This window comes from Aneurinibacillus sp. REN35 (genome assembly GCF_041379945.2).
Taxonomy (GTDB): domain Bacteria; phylum Bacillota; class Bacilli; order Aneurinibacillales; family Aneurinibacillaceae; genus Aneurinibacillus.
Genome location: NZ_JBFTXJ020000013.1, coordinates 114,378 through 129,349, shown reverse-complemented (window position 1 = coordinate 129,349; position 14,972 = coordinate 114,378). Strand labels below are relative to the sequence as shown.

General features: G+C 42.5%; 17 protein-coding genes. 10 read left to right on the top strand and 7 right to left on the bottom strand.

Annotation, left to right across the window (positions count from 1 at the left end; genetic code table 11):
* The first annotated feature begins 272 nt into the window (after window positions 1–272).
* Together AB3351_RS19505 and AB3351_RS19500 are read left to right on the top strand one after the other, a co-directional pair.
* Entirely contained in the window at window positions 273–461 is a 189-nt protein-coding gene (locus AB3351_RS19505; protein WP_371148833.1) for an H-type small acid-soluble spore protein, read from the top strand.
* Window positions 462–579: 118 nt separating this feature from the next.
* A complete protein-coding gene (locus tag AB3351_RS19500) occupies window positions 580–714 on the top strand; it encodes a hypothetical protein (protein ID WP_371148832.1) in 135 nt (44 codons plus the stop codon).
* A gap of 3 nt (window positions 715–717) precedes the next feature.
* Here AB3351_RS19500 and AB3351_RS19495 read toward each other — a convergent pair whose 3' ends face one another.
* From AB3351_RS19495 to AB3351_RS19465, 7 genes are all read right to left on the bottom strand, one after another.
* Window positions 718–2,001, bottom strand: a complete 1,284-nt coding sequence (locus tag AB3351_RS19495) for an MFS transporter (protein ID WP_371148831.1) — start codon at window positions 1,999–2,001, stop codon at window positions 718–720.
* 60 nt (window positions 2,002–2,061) lie between these two features.
* Window positions 2,062–3,198 (bottom strand): winged helix-turn-helix domain-containing protein, encoded by a 1,137-nt coding sequence (locus AB3351_RS19490; protein WP_371148830.1) that lies wholly within the window; start codon window positions 3,196–3,198, stop codon window positions 2,062–2,064.
* A gap of 74 nt (window positions 3,199–3,272) precedes the next feature.
* A complete protein-coding gene (locus tag AB3351_RS19485; protein ID WP_371148829.1) occupies window positions 3,273–4,196 on the bottom strand; it encodes an ATP-grasp domain-containing protein in 924 nt (307 codons plus the stop codon).
* Entirely contained in the window at window positions 4,193–5,008 is an 816-nt protein-coding gene (locus AB3351_RS19480) for a GNAT family N-acetyltransferase (RefSeq protein WP_371148828.1), read from the bottom strand. Before AB3351_RS19480 ends, AB3351_RS19485 begins: the two co-directional genes overlap by 4 nt.
* A 2-nt stretch (window positions 5,009–5,010) precedes the next feature.
* Window positions 5,011–6,777, bottom strand: coding sequence for an N-acetylglutaminylglutamine amidotransferase (locus tag AB3351_RS19475; RefSeq protein WP_371148827.1), 1,767 nt, complete (start codon window positions 6,775–6,777; stop codon window positions 5,011–5,013).
* A gap of 288 nt (window positions 6,778–7,065) precedes the next feature.
* Entirely contained in the window at window positions 7,066–8,637 is a 1,572-nt protein-coding gene (locus tag AB3351_RS19470; protein WP_371148826.1) for a sodium/solute symporter, read from the bottom strand.
* Window positions 8,634–9,002: a DUF485 domain-containing protein gene (locus tag AB3351_RS19465; protein WP_371148825.1), complete on the bottom strand. Its 369-nt coding sequence runs from the start codon at window positions 9,000–9,002 to the stop codon at window positions 8,634–8,636. Before AB3351_RS19465 ends, AB3351_RS19470 begins: the two co-directional genes overlap by 4 nt.
* Before the next feature lie 237 nt (window positions 9,003–9,239).
* On the opposite strand from AB3351_RS19465, the gene AB3351_RS19460 reads away from it, so the two are divergent.
* From AB3351_RS19460 to AB3351_RS19425, 8 genes are all read left to right on the top strand, one after another.
* The gene (locus tag AB3351_RS19460) at window positions 9,240–10,487 is read left to right on the top strand and encodes a helix-turn-helix transcriptional regulator (RefSeq protein WP_371148824.1); all 1,248 of its coding nucleotides are present in this window, start codon (window positions 9,240–9,242) and stop codon (window positions 10,485–10,487) included.
* An 18-nt stretch (window positions 10,488–10,505) separates the two neighbouring features.
* Window positions 10,506–11,378 (top strand): NAD-dependent epimerase/dehydratase family protein, encoded by an 873-nt coding sequence (locus AB3351_RS19455; RefSeq protein WP_371148823.1) that lies wholly within the window; start codon window positions 10,506–10,508, stop codon window positions 11,376–11,378.
* A gap of 251 nt (window positions 11,379–11,629) precedes the next feature.
* Window positions 11,630–11,929 carry an EthD family reductase gene (locus AB3351_RS19450; protein WP_371148822.1) on the top strand — a complete coding sequence of 100 codons (300 nt, stop codon included), beginning with the start codon at window positions 11,630–11,632 and terminating at the stop codon, window positions 11,927–11,929.
* Window positions 11,930–12,400 (top strand): hotdog fold thioesterase, encoded by a 471-nt coding sequence (locus AB3351_RS19445; protein ID WP_371148821.1) that lies wholly within the window; start codon window positions 11,930–11,932, stop codon window positions 12,398–12,400.
* A 5-nt stretch (window positions 12,401–12,405) separates the two neighbouring features.
* Entirely contained in the window at window positions 12,406–12,795 is a 390-nt protein-coding gene (locus AB3351_RS19440) for a PaaI family thioesterase (protein WP_371148820.1), read from the top strand.
* 55 nt (window positions 12,796–12,850) lie between these two features.
* Complete coding sequence (locus AB3351_RS19435; RefSeq protein WP_371148819.1) at window positions 12,851–13,624, top strand: enoyl-CoA hydratase-related protein; 774 nt, start codon at window positions 12,851–12,853, stop codon at window positions 13,622–13,624.
* 20 nt (window positions 13,625–13,644) lie between these two features.
* Window positions 13,645–14,421, top strand: coding sequence for an enoyl-CoA hydratase-related protein (locus tag AB3351_RS19430; protein ID WP_371148818.1), 777 nt, complete (start codon window positions 13,645–13,647; stop codon window positions 14,419–14,421).
* Window positions 14,422–14,438: 17 nt separating this feature from the next.
* Entirely contained in the window at window positions 14,439–14,855 is a 417-nt protein-coding gene (locus tag AB3351_RS19425) for a thioesterase family protein (protein WP_371148817.1), read from the top strand.
* Window positions 14,856–14,972: the final 117 nt, after the last annotated feature.

Sequence of the window (14,972 nt, the reverse complement as noted above, 5' to 3'; positions counted from 1 at the left end):
CGGAGCTGACGAATACTAATCGGTCGAGGGCTTAACCAAAAATCAAAGATTCCTTTACGCGTCATTTTTCTTCGATCCAGTTTTCAGGGTACAATACATACATAAAGCCGTCTGCAAGTTATACTTGCAGACGGCTTTTTAGTATAGAACATAACGGCCTAGATTTTAAAAAGTATAGATAAGCTTTGCCTAACATATTATAAAACATAGCTATAGCAGCATTTTTATTGTCTTGGTCTGCTATGCCAAATTTCTTAGCAAAGGTGATAATGATGGAAATAAAACGTGCTCAGGAAATTGTACAGTCCCATGAGAAAATTGATGTAGGTTTCGAAGGTGTTCAGGTATGGATTGATTCTGTTGATGCACAAAGCAAAACAGCAAGAATACATACAATGGAGAATCCAACAGATCGAAAAACAGTTGCGTTATCTGAACTTAAGGAATTGGAACATCACTAAGATAAAAATGTTTGTAAAAAAAGCTGCGCAGTAGAAGGCAGCTTTTTTCTCTGTAAGTAAAAACTTTCTAGGGAGCTTGTAATTTGTCGGGGTACACTATAGCCAGGAGGTGGACCTCTTGGGTTGGTTACTGGTTTTGATCGGAGTTGTACTGGCATACGTGACTGTGCAGAAGAAGTGGTTTTATGACCCTACTCATCCGAATAACCCGAAAAAAACCCGTGCAAGCAGATGGTTCAGAAGCAAATCATAGCTTTCACAGGGGAGAGGACGTGTTTCTCTCTCCTGTCTCCAACTGATTCAGTGATCTACTTTTCGTTCTTTTCTGTATAAGAACACCCCCCACACCCATCGCGATAGCGAAAAATCCACATATTTTAAATACTACATAAGCGCCATATTGTTTAACAAGCCATCCACCTAATAAAGGAGCTACAATAAGCAAAAGGTTAAAAACGGAATGATAAATACCGTATACTCTGCCAATGATTTGTGAAGGTGCTTCCTTTTGCATGGCGAATTGAACACTAATAAATGAAAGGCCCGTACCAATTCCGCATAACCCTCCAGTAAGGATGAGAAAGAGCATAGGAGTTGATTTGTGAAAGATACTGAAGATAAATACAGCTATCCCCATTAAAATCGAACCGATGCTCAGCAATACAAAGTAGTGCAGATTCTGCTTTCGCTTGGTTACAATCATCGTACTGCATACAGCCCCGATTCCTATGGTGGCAATAATTAAGCCGGGCAGTTCTATTTGATTTGGTTTAATATCTCGGAGTAAGACAAGCAGTTGGATATCGACAATTTGAATCACCGTTGTTATAGAAAAGGAAAATAACAAACAGAAAAGCAGAGTACGAATGGATAAGATCGCTGTCCACCCTTCCTTCCATTCTGCATAAAATCCTTTACTTTGACTTCCTTGTGCATGACCTGAGAAGTATTCTTGTTTTTCAGGTAAAAAAAGCAAAAGCAATACGGAAACCATGAGGCATCCGGCAGTAAGCAGTAAGCAGGTTTTATAGGAGGAGAGAGCAAGCACAAAGCTTCCCAGCATGGGTCCAACAATCTTGGTAAGCTGAAAAGAGGTTCCGATTAATCCTGTGGCTTTGAGCAGTTGAGCCTCATCAACAACCTTTCGAATAAACGATTGCTGTGCTGGCAAATGAAAGGTACCGATTGCTGCCCGAACAAAGATAGCGGACAGCACCCATACAGGAGAAGGCATATACAATAAAAAGATCGTACATATACTTCGCAATAAATCCACATAAATAAGTACATGCTTTGTACGCATTCGGTCCACCCATACACCTGCTGCTTGGCTGAGTAGAATGCCGGGAAGAGCGTAGGCCACAGGTAAAATAGAAATAAGAAGGACATCGGCCTTCCATATATACGTAAACAATGCTAGTATCGCAATAAAGTCAAGCCAATCGCCCAAACTGGAAAATATATGTGCAGTAAAGGCTCGCAGAAAAAAACGGTTTTTGTGGATTGGCTTTACCTCATGTAGAGCAGTCGGTATAGACATACATATCAACTCCGTTTATCAATGATATATCCATCGTAAACGGAGATTGTCAGAGTTATATCAGAGGAATTGTTCAAGTTGCATGTGCGTGTTTTTTTGTAGAGAAGGAAAGTCATATATCATAGCAAGCTCGTTCCATTGATCTTGGTATCGCTTGGTCAGTTCTGATCCTTCAGTAAGCAGTGTTGGGGTAAAGCGTATAAGCAGTCTTGTTCCATAAATAAGATGAGGAACAAAACGTGAATTTTTAAGTATAATGAGACCTTCAGTAATTATTTCATCCGCTTTCGTGAACTCTTTACAACTCATCAGCCATAATCCTTTGGTGATGAGGAAAAGTCCACTTTCTCGAAGGTAAGGAAGGGAGGGGAGCATTCCTTCTATGTGTTCTACTAATGCGGATGCTTCTTCTTTTTTTCCTTCTATAATCATTAGCAACAGTTTTTTATTATAATAAAATAAACGAAATCCTGCCATCTTTTCATGGCAAATAACCGATTCATACTTTGAAAGCGTACGGTGCGCTTGTGTAAACCGTCCTGTCTCGATATATAAAGCGATGACGTTAAATTTCATTTCTTCATGCCACGCTGCTGGCAGTGCTTGCTGCTCTAATGCGCGTTCAATGTAATAGAGGGCTCGTTCGGCATCCGGTTGAATGTACCAGTATAAAAAAAGAAGATAAAATAATTTTTGTGTAAACGAAATTTCTGGGCGCAAAAAGAATGAGAAGTTTCCTTTGACCGCTTCGAGATACAATTTTTTCTCTTCAGCCATATGAAAGCCAAGTGTTGATTGATGGGCTTCTAGTATTTGCATAGCTTCTCCATGACCAAATAGATGATATTTATCGAATAGGTTATTATAGCTGGTTGTTAGCTCTGTATCTTCTACAAATGGATTGGGCAGGGGGGCTTCTTTGTAGGATAAACGGTAGCCCTGACCGCGCATCGTTTCAATACGAATAACATGCTGCCATGCTTTAAGTTTTTTTCGTAGGCGGTAAATATGATCATCCACGGTGCGGTCCGTTGGATATTCCATCGGCCACACAGCATCAAGCAGCTGTTCCCTCGTACAGATACGATTGACATGACGAAATAAATAATGGAATAAAGCGTATTCTTTAGGCAGCAGTGTAATCGTTTCAGTACTGTATTGAATGGCGTTATGTTCGGGAAGAAAGGTAAGCTTCATAGCGTATCCCTCAACTTTATGAATAAGATAGAAGCCAGGCATTTTATTTGCCTGGCTTTTTCTTTTATTATCCATTATTTTTTTGTTTCAGGGAATAAGAAGTCGATAAAACGTTCTGCTGTAGGCTGCGGCTCGTGGTTAGCTAGGCCAGGGCGTTCATTGGCCTCAATAATTACATAGTCGTCCCCGCTAAAATCAGGAACAAGATAATCAAGTCCTACGACAGGGATATTAAGTGTCCGGCTTGCTTTCTCTGCTTCCGATCTAAGAAATGGAGACACAGATTCTGTTACGTCGGTAATAGTTCCGCCCGTATGATAGTTGGCAGTTTTACATACTTGTAATTCCTGATTTTCAGGCAGAATATCTTCCCAACCCATATGATGGTGGCGGATGACTCGCTCTGTTTCCTGATTGATTGGAATTTGTGATTCTCCGTCCGTCTTTTTGGCCAACGTCTCATTTTTTGCTGCAATCAGCTCACGAATTGTACTTGTTCCATTACCAGTAATATAGGCAGGTTTTCGTTCTATGGCTGCTACAAAAGCGTGATCAATCACAATGACACGCAGATCACGGCCTTGAACGAATTCCTCTAACAGAATATGATTACTGTGCTCAAGCGCAGTATTTACAGCCTGGCGAAGTTCTTCTTCTATACGTACATCTACTGTAATTCCTTGTCCTTGTTCACCGCTAGCAGGTTTTACTACCAGGCTTCCCCATTCTTTCATTAAGGAATTGGCCTGTGCAATATCTGTATAGAACTCCTGTTTAGGTACACGAATGCCAGCCTTGCGTAATGTTCGATGCGTCAACGCTTTATCATCGCAGATCGTCATTGCCATAGCACAAGTTTTTTCTGTTAGTGACTCGCGGCAAAGAATCGACTGTCCTGCATGATGCAGACGATAAAGGTTGGATTCTTCATCTACAATCTCGACATCAATACCGCGTCTTCGTGCTTCATCTATCAGTATTTGTGCATATACGTTCAAGGTTGAGGCCCTCCTGTATAATACACTTCATTAATGTCGTTTTTTCGTTTAATTACATAGACAGGAATTTGTTCAAAATTAAGCGCTTTGTATAAAGCAATTGCCTTTTTATTGCTATGCAGTACGGATAGATCAAGATAACTTCGTCCCTTAGCCAAATAATATTCAGCTACGGCTCGAACGAGCGCTCGACCCACACCTCTGGCACGACGTTCTGGGTCGACGGCAAGAGCCCAAAAGCTTGCGCCATTATCTGGATCATTGAATGCAGCCTTATGATCAATACTTGTGATGGTGCCGATGATTTCTCCGTCTGTCGGGTCTTCTGCCACAAAGTAGTTAAATGTCTGGGTATATTGATTTTTGATCATAATTTCAGGATCAGCTTCAACCATACCGCTTTTTCGATAAATTTCATTGACACGCTCTGCGTCTTTCCGATCCATCATAAAACGAATGTTAAATCCGCCATGCCGCCGTTTTGGCATCCGATAATTATGCAACCAAAGACGAAATGTAATGGATGGATCGACGAATAGAAGATTCGGCGCTTTTGACAGCAGAACATGATGATGCCGTACATAGATAGCTAAATCACGTCGGCCCGTCTTTTCTTCGAGGAAGAGATCGATGAGCTTATCATGATCATCGAAAGTCTGCCCAAAAATGAGATGACCCCAACCAAAGTCAACGGACACCTCCGCTTCCATTCCCTCTTTTTTTATCTCCGGAATGTTTTCGCCCCAACTATGCAGTGAGGGGGAAGTGAAGCGTTCTAGGCGAAATCGTTTAGTCTCTCCTCGGTATTGCATAATTAACACCCCATCTTTTGCAGCCATAGTTCAAGCACTGTTAACTGCCATAGTTTACTTCCACCCAATACAGTCATGTTCTCTTCCGGCGCTTTTAGTAATTTTTCGAGATGGGCCGGGTTGAACAGATTCCGCTGTTTTGCCTTTTCTGTAGAAAGGATATCGTGTGCGAAATCAAGGTACTCTCCGCGAAGATATTTCAATGCAGGAACAGGGAAATATCCTTTTTTGCGATAGATGACTTCATGAGGTATGACTTGCTCGGCTGCTTTCTTTAAAATATGCTTGCCATCGCTTGCAACTTTGAGTTCGGGAGGAATGGAAGCAGCTAACTCGATCAATTTGTAATCGAGAAACGGAACACGTGCCTCTAATCCCCATGCCATCGTCATATTATCTACGCGTTTAACAGGGTCATCAATCAGCATAACGCGCGTATCTAAGCGTAGGGCCTTATCCACCGGTTCAGCAGCACCTGGTGCCGCAAAATGCTCAGCCACGAAGCGGCCGGAAACATCAGGGCCATGATAAGGGGACTGTAGTACATCCATTACCTCTTCATGCGTACGGTCAAAGAAAGCCTCTCTATATTCTGTCACTGCATCCCGTGTTCCGTTCATAACTTTGGGATACCAGTGATATCCGGCGAAGACTTCATCAGCGCCTTGACCGCTGAGTACGACTTTTGTTTCCTTGCTTACTTCTTCAGAGAGGAGGTAGAATGCTACCGCATCATGGCTTACCATTGGCTCAGCCATTGCACCGATTGCTTTGTCTATATTCGGCAGAAGACGTCGTGAGTCAATAAAAATTTTCTTATGCTTCGTTCCGAATTCCTTTGCAATAATATCGCTGTAGTAGAACTCATTTCCTTCTTCAGTGCCGACATCCTCGAAGCCGATTGAATAGGTATGCAGAGATTGCGGATTGCACTCAGCCATGAATGCAACGATTAAGCTGGAATCGAGTCCTCCGCTCAATAATGCTCCTACTGGAACGTCACTCACCATTCGACGTTTCACACTCTCGCGCAATTCATAAAGTACCCGTTCGATCCATTCTTCCTCAGTAAGGGTTTCTCTGCGTTCGAATTGTACATCCCAATACGAAGAGATATTTGTTGTCCCATCCGATGTAATACTCATTAGTGTTCCTGGAGCCAACTTCTTCACATTCTTAAAAATAGTATGCGGAGCCGGTACTACCGCATGGAAACTCAGGTAATAATGCAGCGCTTCAGAAGAAAGCTCCGGTTGGATTGCTCCGGCTTCTTTTAGTGCCTGCATATTGGAAGCAAAATAAAATACGCCTCCATCCTCAGCATAGTATAGTGGTTTAATGCCTAACCGATCTCGGCCCAACAGAAAGCGTCCACGTTCTAGGTCATGAATACAGAAGGCAAACATTCCATTTAGCCGTGTGACAAATTTATCTCCCCAAGCATGATACGCTTTCAGGAGCACTTCCGTATCGCTTGTGGAACGGAAGGAATACCCTTGCTGCTGCAGTTCATCACGCAGCGATTGGAAATTATAAATTTCACCATTATAGACAATTGACAACTTTAATTCGTCATCGATCATTGGCTGATGGCCGTTTTCTGATAGGTCGATAATACTTAGACGTCGATGTCCAAAGCCAAATCCTTTTCCCGTATGCACGCCGAAGGAATCTGGACCGCGTGTTTCAAGCGCCGGGAGCATGCGCTGCACCAGACGATCATCTACATTGTTTTTATCATAACGAATAATTCCACAGATACCACACATCGCTCTTTACATCATCTCCTACAATAATCTACGGATACGTTTCGTTGAACATTCCCATATTCCTTATTCCACAAACCTTTATGGGTTAAGCAGGTAAAAATTTCTATGTATTATAGTCTATATGCGATATGCTTTATCGCACGTCTAACAATATCTCACTTTTTTCTATTGCGCAAATTATGAGTCAGATTTATATGTTTATTACTAGATATTTCATATAGACAGGAAAAAAGGCCTGTACGTTCTCTTTTAGTAAGAGAGATTCGTACAGGCCGTAAAAGCGTCATATTATGCGGCTTCTGATTCCTTCGAATGAACTTTTCTCATAAATTCATTCACATCAGCAGGCACTTTGCGATCAAGTTTTGATACAATATAAACAGACAGGAAGCCGATTGGTACGGTAATCAGACCAGGCACCTTAAATTGCAGGAACGCCGGCAGAGTATCTGGAAGGAAAATCATGTACATGGAAACAAGAAGACCGATAACGAGACCTGCGATGGCTCCTTTTTCTGTCATGCCTCTCCACCAGATACCGAGAATGAAAATCGGTGTGAATGTACTAGCCGCCACTGTAAATGCAAGGGCAACCAAGTGACCGATGGACGCTGTTTTTACCAGCAGCCCCAGGGCGCCATACAGGATACCAAGAATAACAATGGCAACTTTCCCTGCAATAACGCGCTCTCTTTCACTAAGCTGGTTTTTCCGGATAAAGTTGGCATACAAATCATGTGCCAGTGCGCCGGAGCTTGCAATAAACAGGCCGGATACATTGGAGAAAATTGCGGCAAAGGCACCTGCGATAACCAGGCCAAGCAGCCATTCTCCACCAAGCGCCTGTGCGGTGGTTGGAATAACCATGTTATTACCACCTGCAACCAGATCCTTCATAACTTCCGGTTCAGCAGTGCCGCTCAGGAAGATAGAACGTCCTACTGCACCTAGATATACAGCGAAGAAGAAGAATACGCTTGCAATACCAATAGCCATGAGCGCAGATTTACGTGCGGCTTTCGCACTTGGATTCGTATAGAAACGAAGAAGAATGTGCGGAAGACCGATCGTTCCAAGAGAGAGGCCGATCGTCATGGAAATCGTTTGCCAGAACGTTGGGAAGTAGTGTCCTGTACCTGTCCAGGATGCTCCGTCGAATGCAACGTCTTTGCCATCCTTGGCATATTGACCGGTATCACCGATAATACCTTTGAATTCATTAATGCCAGCAAGAATTTTGTCATAGTGAAGTCCGCCATAGATGGCTGCGGCTACCATCAGAACAAACGCTCCAAGACGAATCCATAATTCAAGCGCCTGATTCAGAGTCGTTCCTTTCATACCGCCGACACCAACGTAGAAGATCATAACAGAACACGTAAAAATAATACCGAATTCATAGCTTGTTCCAAAAAACATGCTCAAAATTTGTGCGGCGCCGAGAAGCTGAGGAGCTGCATAGAAGCCGGAGATAGCCAAAACAACGGCTACGGCAGCCAGACGAGCGCGTTTGCTGTGGAAGCGGTACGCCAGGAAGTCTGCAACCGTATAGGCACCGAAGCGGCGAAGTGGGCCTGCTACGAAAATCGCAAGCAGTGTCAAGCCGATCGAGAAGCAGAAGGCATAATATGCGCCGTCATATCCAAGCTGGAATGTAAGACCGGCGATACCTAGAAACGTGGCGGCGCTCAGATAGTCTCCGCCGATTGCGGAACCGTTAGTAAACCAGCCGAAGCTTCGGCCGCCAACGAAGTAATCCGAAGCGGTTGAACTCCGTTTCGTTAAGTACGTAATGTATACAATCGTTCCCATCAAAAGGATGGTTAAAAGCATTTTAGGTTCAAGCAACGTCTGCATCATCCAATGTTCCTCCCTTCAGAATTACCAAGAGAGGAAGGAGTACTGCCTTGGTATTTTTGTAAGCGCTTTTCATAAAGAGTAGTATGAAGATAAGCGATAATAAAGGCCATAGCCATAGCAATAATTCCGGTAAAAAACCAAGAATAAGTCATGCCTCCCCAAAAACGAGAAAACATAAAATCAGGGGCGAACCAATTGAGAATGGGAATAGTGAAAATAAAGACATAATAAAACAAGCTCAGTTTAAATCCTGTGGAGAATTCGTCCTTCATGATTTTGTCTGTCTCGGGATCCAGCGGTGGAAGCTCACTGACATCAATGGTACCCGCGGCGACATACTCATACTCTGTATACTCACTTGCCATATGCTTTCTTCTCCTCTCTAAGGTAAATTTGTCTCTCTATATAAGTGATACCGCTGCTTATTTCCTCCTTTCTTTATGCGGTAGATAATAGTTTTCTTGATTGTACTTCATCTGTGCATAATATGCCTTACAGAAAATTGTCTAAAATATATAAAAATTTGTCCTATTCTAATTGTTCTAGTATAATACGAATAAAAATGTAAAAATAAGGGTTTGTAATAAAAGGGGAGAACTAGATTGTACAGTGTTCAACTAACAATCAAAAATAAGGATGAAAAGGACAGGCTACAGTCTTGGATACAGGAGGCATTTGCAGGTGAATGTGTGATTATAGACAAAGAGATGATAAGTTCGCCGCATATCCTTATTATAGAAATTTGCAGTCTGCTTGATTGGGTACGGATTCGTCGCATTCAGAAGAGAAATAAAGAATGCCGCATTTTTCCGCTTGTCTCTCTTGAGTGGCTGCATACATCGCCCATTGCTATAGAATTAAAGCTTCAGTCATTGCTTGTACAGCCGATGAAGAAAAACGTATTCATACGTCATATCAGGCGTGCCATAGATTCATTATCAAAAGAGCAGCAGAGTCATTTTAACTATAAAGAGATTTACGAGCAGATTCAGACAGGAGGGATAAAACGCAAGGAAGAGACACCATTTCAGGAAGCGTTCCTGCGTCGTCTTTTACGCGGCGAGATTTCTACCGAGCAAGAGGTGATTGAGGCCCGTACTTTTTTACCTGGTGAGGCGGTTCCGACGATTTCCTGCTTTATCCAGGGTTTCGTTCGTTTTCCAGAACGGGAAGAACAGGAAGGGTGGCAGGCTCCGGCTGTCATTCAAAAATGTTTTACTGAGTTATTCTCTCCCCTCGTTTCCCATTTGTTTTTTCTTCCATATAAAAAGCATATGGTAATGCTGTTTCGTGTGCCGCATTCTCAAACATCTCTTCGGCATTGGCGTGAGGGACATGAGGGGATGATTCAGGTAATTGATAAAATAGAGGAAGAATACGGAATTCATTTATATATCGGTGTAGGATCCGTATACCGCGAGCCGCTGCAGCTTCATCATTCTTATCGGGAAGGAAGAAAGGCGAGGCGAACTCCGCCATATGAAAGATTATCGCTTCGCTATTATGAAGAGATCACTAAGGAAGAGCAGCTCCAGACATGCATAGATTATATCGGTGAGCATTATAGAGAGGACTTATCTGTGAAGCAAGTGGCCGAACAAGTGAACCTAAGCGCAACTTATTTTAGCCGCTTGTTCAAAAAGGAGACGGGCCACAGCTTCGTCTATTATGTTACTTTCGTTAAACTCCAGCGCGCCATATGGCTACTGCGCCATACCAACCTTACCATTGAGCAGATTGCAGAAGAATTAGGGTTTAATACGCCTAATTATTTCAGTTGTATATTTAAGAAATACGCGGGACTTACACCTAGCGAATATAGAGCCACAAAAGAAATTATCTTTGTATAACCAATAGGGGAGGAAGCCATGATGAAGAAAATATTGGTGATGGGTGGTACTCGTTTTTTCGGTAAGCATCTGGTGGAGCAATGGATGGAGAAGGGTGGCGAGGTAACGGTAGCGACAAGAGGACAGACACCTGACCCGTTCGGAGATCATGTACGTCGGCTGTCATTGGATCGATATGATAAGGTAACACTTGCCCGGGTAGCGGATGAAGGACCTTGGGATATTGTATATGATCAGATCTGCTACGCTTCGGAGGATGCAATGGAGGCATGTACAGCATTTCAAGGAAAAGCTGCACGTTATATCTTTACATCCTCGCTTTCTGTATATGAATACGATCCGCAGCCGCAGCCAGAAGAGCGGATGGATCCTTACACGTATCCGCTGCGGGTGGGAAGCCGTTTTGATTTCTCCTATCAGGAAGGGAAGCGTCAAGCTGAGGCGGCTTTCTTTCAGAAGGCCTCCTTTCCGGTAGTAGCGGTACGGTTTCCCATCGTAATGGGAGAAGATGATTATACAGAGCGGTTGCTTTTCCATATTAACCGGATTAAGCAGGGACAGACAATCGGATTGCCGAACCCAGAGGCGCGGATGTGCTTCATCTCAGCAGAAGAAGCGGCCCGTTTCCTTCTCTGGATGGGTGAGAGCACGATAGAAGGACCAATCAATGCATGTTCTTCTGGAACAGTGACGCTGGGCGAGCTAATAGCATGGATTGAGGATGCTGTCGGTAAACAGGCGATACTTGTACAGGCGGCAGATGATGCAGATATATCTCCGTATGGTGTAGAACACTCCTGGTATATGGATAATAGCAAGGCGCAGCAGGCTGGTTTTGTATTCAGTGAGTTGCGAGACTGGCTGCCAGCTTTAATAAAAAGTCTTGCATAGCTCCACTACATGTATCCTTAATGTGTACAAACCTTATATAGAGTCGATCTCAATTGAGAGAGACTCTTTTTCTTTTTCTATACGGAAGAGTATATGAACTGCAAAGTGTAACCAACTATAGCTTGATTTAAAAATTTAAAATATCAGAAAATGTTGATATTTCACTTAACTATCTATATAATGAAAATAATAAGAGCGTTATAAAAACGTTATATGATATAACGCGATATTATTGAGAAAAGAGGAATGACATGGTTAAATTAATTGCAATTTACAAAAAACCAGAAAATGTGGAGCAATTTGAAAAGCATTATCAAGAAGTACATACACCGCTCGCTGAAAAAATGCCGGGTCTTGTGAAGCTTGAAGTAAATGAGGTGTATGGAACGCCTGCTGGAGAAAGTAACCTTCATCTTATTGCTGAGTTGTACTTTGAAACGAAGGAAGCATTACATCAAGCTCTTTCTTCACCAGAGGGACGTGCTTCAGGTAAAGATTTGATGGGATTTGCGGGTAAAATCGTTTCTATGCATTTTGCGGAAGTGCGGTAGATGGTTAATGTAAAAAGGAACATTGACGAAAAGGATATTCATCGGCGTTATTATCAGGAAATATGTGAAAAGCTCAAGCATGATCCATATGCTTCCTATTTAGGAATTAAATTAGTAGAGGTCGGCGAGGGAACAGCGGTTGCTGAGATGGAAGTTAAGCCGCATATGTTAAATGCTCATGGAACTACACATGGCGCGATTCTTTTTGCTTTGGCCGACTTTGTATTTGCAGTAGCATGTAATTCTTATGGTAAGACATCCGTTGCTTTATCAGTGAATATAAACTTTTTGGCAGCGAGTATAGAGGGAGCGAGCCTACGTGCAACAGCGGTAGAGGAGAATCGGACTCACCGAACCGGTCTGTATCGTATTCAAGTGGAGGGAGACGGAAAAACGTTAGCTCTCCTTGATGCGTTGGCTTACCGAAAGAGTGACTATTTTATTGATGTGAATCTTAATCCTCAGGAGTGAGCAAAATGATCATGGCCGCAAATAACCGTTTTAACGATTATCTTGGTATTACGATTGAGCATCAAAATACGGACAGTTGCAAAGCCATATTAAAGATCCGTCCTGAATTATTTAATAGTATAGACGGTACTGTACATGGTGGTGTAACCAGTACACTAGCCGATGTAGCTATGGGACATGCGGCTGCTCCTCATGTGGACGGAATACAGCAATGTGTTACATTAGAAAGTAAAATTAACTACCTTGCTCCTGCAAAAGGTGACATATTGATAGCTGAATCAAAAGTGATTCAGCGAGGAGGAAGAATTATTGTCATGCAGGCAGAGGTTAAAACAGAAAATGGTGAGCTTGTAGCAATTGCACTTGGTACCTATGCTCGCCGCTCAAAAGCATAATATAACAGAAAAAGCAGACGCATTGCGTCTGGTTTTTCATATAGAGGGGAAATCAATGGGGTATCAATTTATAAAAAGCTCAGTTAACGATAATGTAGGAGTTATTACTTTATATCGTCCGCAGGCATTAAATGCACTGAACCTTCAATTCGTAGATGAGATTGTAGAAGAAATTGAAAAAATGGATCGCAATCCTATGATTGCATGCATTATTCTGACTGGGAATGAACGTGCCTTTTCCGCTGGAGCGGATATTGATGAGATGGCTGACAAAAATGCTGTTGAAATGCTGCTAAAAGATCAATTTGCTGTATGGGACCGTATTGAACGTATTTCTAAGCCGATTATAGGAGCGGTTAGTGGCTTTGTTCTCGGCGGCGGTTGTGAACTTATGATGAGTTGCGATATGGTTATTGCTTCCGAAACGACGCGAATCGGGCAACCTGAAATTAAGCTTGGTGTAATGCCGGGCGCTGGGGGAACACAGCGTTTGACCAAAATGGTAGGAAAAGTGAAAGCGATGGAAATGCTGCTAACAGGCGAACCTATTAATGCGACTGAAGCATACCACTATGGACTCGTCAATCGTGTTGTTCCTGTAGAAATCTATTTTCAAGAAGCAATGAAGTTGGCTAAGAAGATCGCTTCCATGCCACCAGTTGCTGCTCGTCTTATTAAAAAGTCCGTGCATAAGGCGATAGATACGCCGCTAGCTGAAGGCATGCAGTATGAGCGAAATTGCTTTTATTTGCTTTTTGCTAGTGAAGATAAAGATGAGGGAATGAGCGCATTTATAGAGAAGCGTACACCGCATTTTACCGGTCGATAAATGAGAGGTGGTATAAAATTATGTACGAAACGATTGAATATAGGGTTGATCAAGGTGTCTGTGTAATTACACTGAACCGTCCGGATAAGTTTAACGCCTTTACCGCACAAATGCATAAGGAAATGTTTGCTGCATTAAAAACAGCTGCTAAAACAGAAGAAGTGCGATGTATTGTTATTACCGGCGCTGGTAAGGCGTTTAATGCTGGACAGGATTTGGGAGATGTACAGGAACAGGATGTAGATTATGGAGCTTTTTTGCGTGAGCGATATAATCCGATGATTATGCAGCTACAAAATACGGAAAAACCTATTATTGCGGCTGTTAATGGAGTAGCGGCGGGAGCAGGTATGAGTCTAGCACTCGCCTGTGATATTCGTCTCGCTTCCGAGAAAGCTAGTTTTATTGATGCATTTGTACATATTGGACTTATCCCCGATTCTGGAGGTTGCTATTTCCTCCCGCGTATTGTAGGGATTGGAAAGGCTTTGGAATTAGCCCTTACTGGAGAGAAGGTAAGCGCGGAAGAAGCATTGCGAATAGGTCTGGTCAGTCATGTATATCAAGCTGATTCATTTGAAGAACAGGTTATGGAGTATGCTCAGCGTCTGGCTTCTCTTCCGACTAAAGGAATCGGTTTAATTAAAAGGGTGATGTATCGAAGCTTGTATGCTACCTTGGAAGAAACACTTGAATATGAAGCATATGGCCAGGATATTGCCGGAAGTACTGCTGATCATAAAGAAGGAGTACAGGCATTCCTAGAAAAGAGAAAGCCTGTATTTACAGGAAGATAAAGAGGGTTTGAAGAGAAATGAAAGAAGGATTGCGATTAGGGATATCAGAGACAGTGGAGATCATTGTTACTAGTGAAATGAAACCGGCATTTGATGAGATCGTTATCCATAATGTCATGTCAACAGTCACCATGATTTATTATATGGAAAAAGCGGGTCGCCATGTAATTCTTCCTTATTTGGAGGAAGATGAAGAAGGGGCTGGATATGAGATTCATGTTAAACACCTTGCGCCTGCCGTTGTCGGTCAGAGGGTTTCGTTCACCGCTAGTTGTATAGAAATAACACGTAATCGTGTTGTCTGTCAGGTATGTGCAGAGACAGAGCAGGGGATCATCGGTAAAGGAACGTTTGTACAGGCAATTTTTCCTCGACGTACAATGGAGGAACGAATTCAGTTACTGGAAGAGAAAATAAAGCAAAATGATTCGTAAAGAAAGAGAAAGGGCCGGAAATTAATCCGGCCTTTTGGTTATTGTAACAATAGATAATATACTTCGGCTATAATGAATAAGGGATTGAGTATCAGAAATTTCTTATTTGTAGAATGG

Bases quoted from the DNA above. Each gene is read 5' to 3' on its own strand.
- AB3351_RS19450 (WP_371148822.1), top strand. From the start codon at position 11,630: ATGGTTAAATTAATTGCAATTTACAAAAAACCAGAAAATGTGGAGCAA.
- AB3351_RS19445 (WP_371148821.1), top strand. From the start codon at position 11,930: ATGGTTAATGTAAAAAGGAACATTGACGAAAAGGATATTCATCGGCGT.
- AB3351_RS19435 (WP_371148819.1), top strand. From the start codon at position 12,851: ATGGGGTATCAATTTATAAAAAGCTCAGTTAACGATAATGTAGGAGTT.
- AB3351_RS19465 (WP_371148825.1), bottom strand. From the start codon at position 9,002: ATGGCAAGTGAGTATACAGAGTATGAGTATGTCGCCGCGGGTACCATT.
- AB3351_RS19430 (WP_371148818.1), top strand. From the start codon at position 13,645: ATGTACGAAACGATTGAATATAGGGTTGATCAAGGTGTCTGTGTAATT.
- AB3351_RS19490 (WP_371148830.1), bottom strand. From the start codon at position 3,198: ATGAAGCTTACCTTTCTTCCCGAACATAACGCCATTCAATACAGTACT.
- AB3351_RS19480 (WP_371148828.1), bottom strand. From the start codon at position 5,008: ATGCAATACCGAGGAGAGACTAAACGATTTCGCCTAGAACGCTTCACT.
- AB3351_RS19425 (WP_371148817.1), top strand. From the start codon at position 14,439: ATGAAAGAAGGATTGCGATTAGGGATATCAGAGACAGTGGAGATCATT.
- AB3351_RS19455 (WP_371148823.1), top strand. From the start codon at position 10,506: ATGATGAAGAAAATATTGGTGATGGGTGGTACTCGTTTTTTCGGTAAG.
- AB3351_RS19495 (WP_371148831.1), bottom strand. From the start codon at position 2,001: ATGTCTATACCGACTGCTCTACATGAGGTAAAGCCAATCCACAAAAAC.
- AB3351_RS19470 (WP_371148826.1), bottom strand. From the start codon at position 8,637: ATGATGCAGACGTTGCTTGAACCTAAAATGCTTTTAACCATCCTTTTG.
- AB3351_RS19505 (WP_371148833.1), top strand. From the start codon at position 273: ATGGAAATAAAACGTGCTCAGGAAATTGTACAGTCCCATGAGAAAATT.
- AB3351_RS19475 (WP_371148827.1), bottom strand. From the start codon at position 6,777: ATGTGTGGTATCTGTGGAATTATTCGTTATGATAAAAACAATGTAGAT.
- AB3351_RS19440 (WP_371148820.1), top strand. From the start codon at position 12,406: ATGATCATGGCCGCAAATAACCGTTTTAACGATTATCTTGGTATTACG.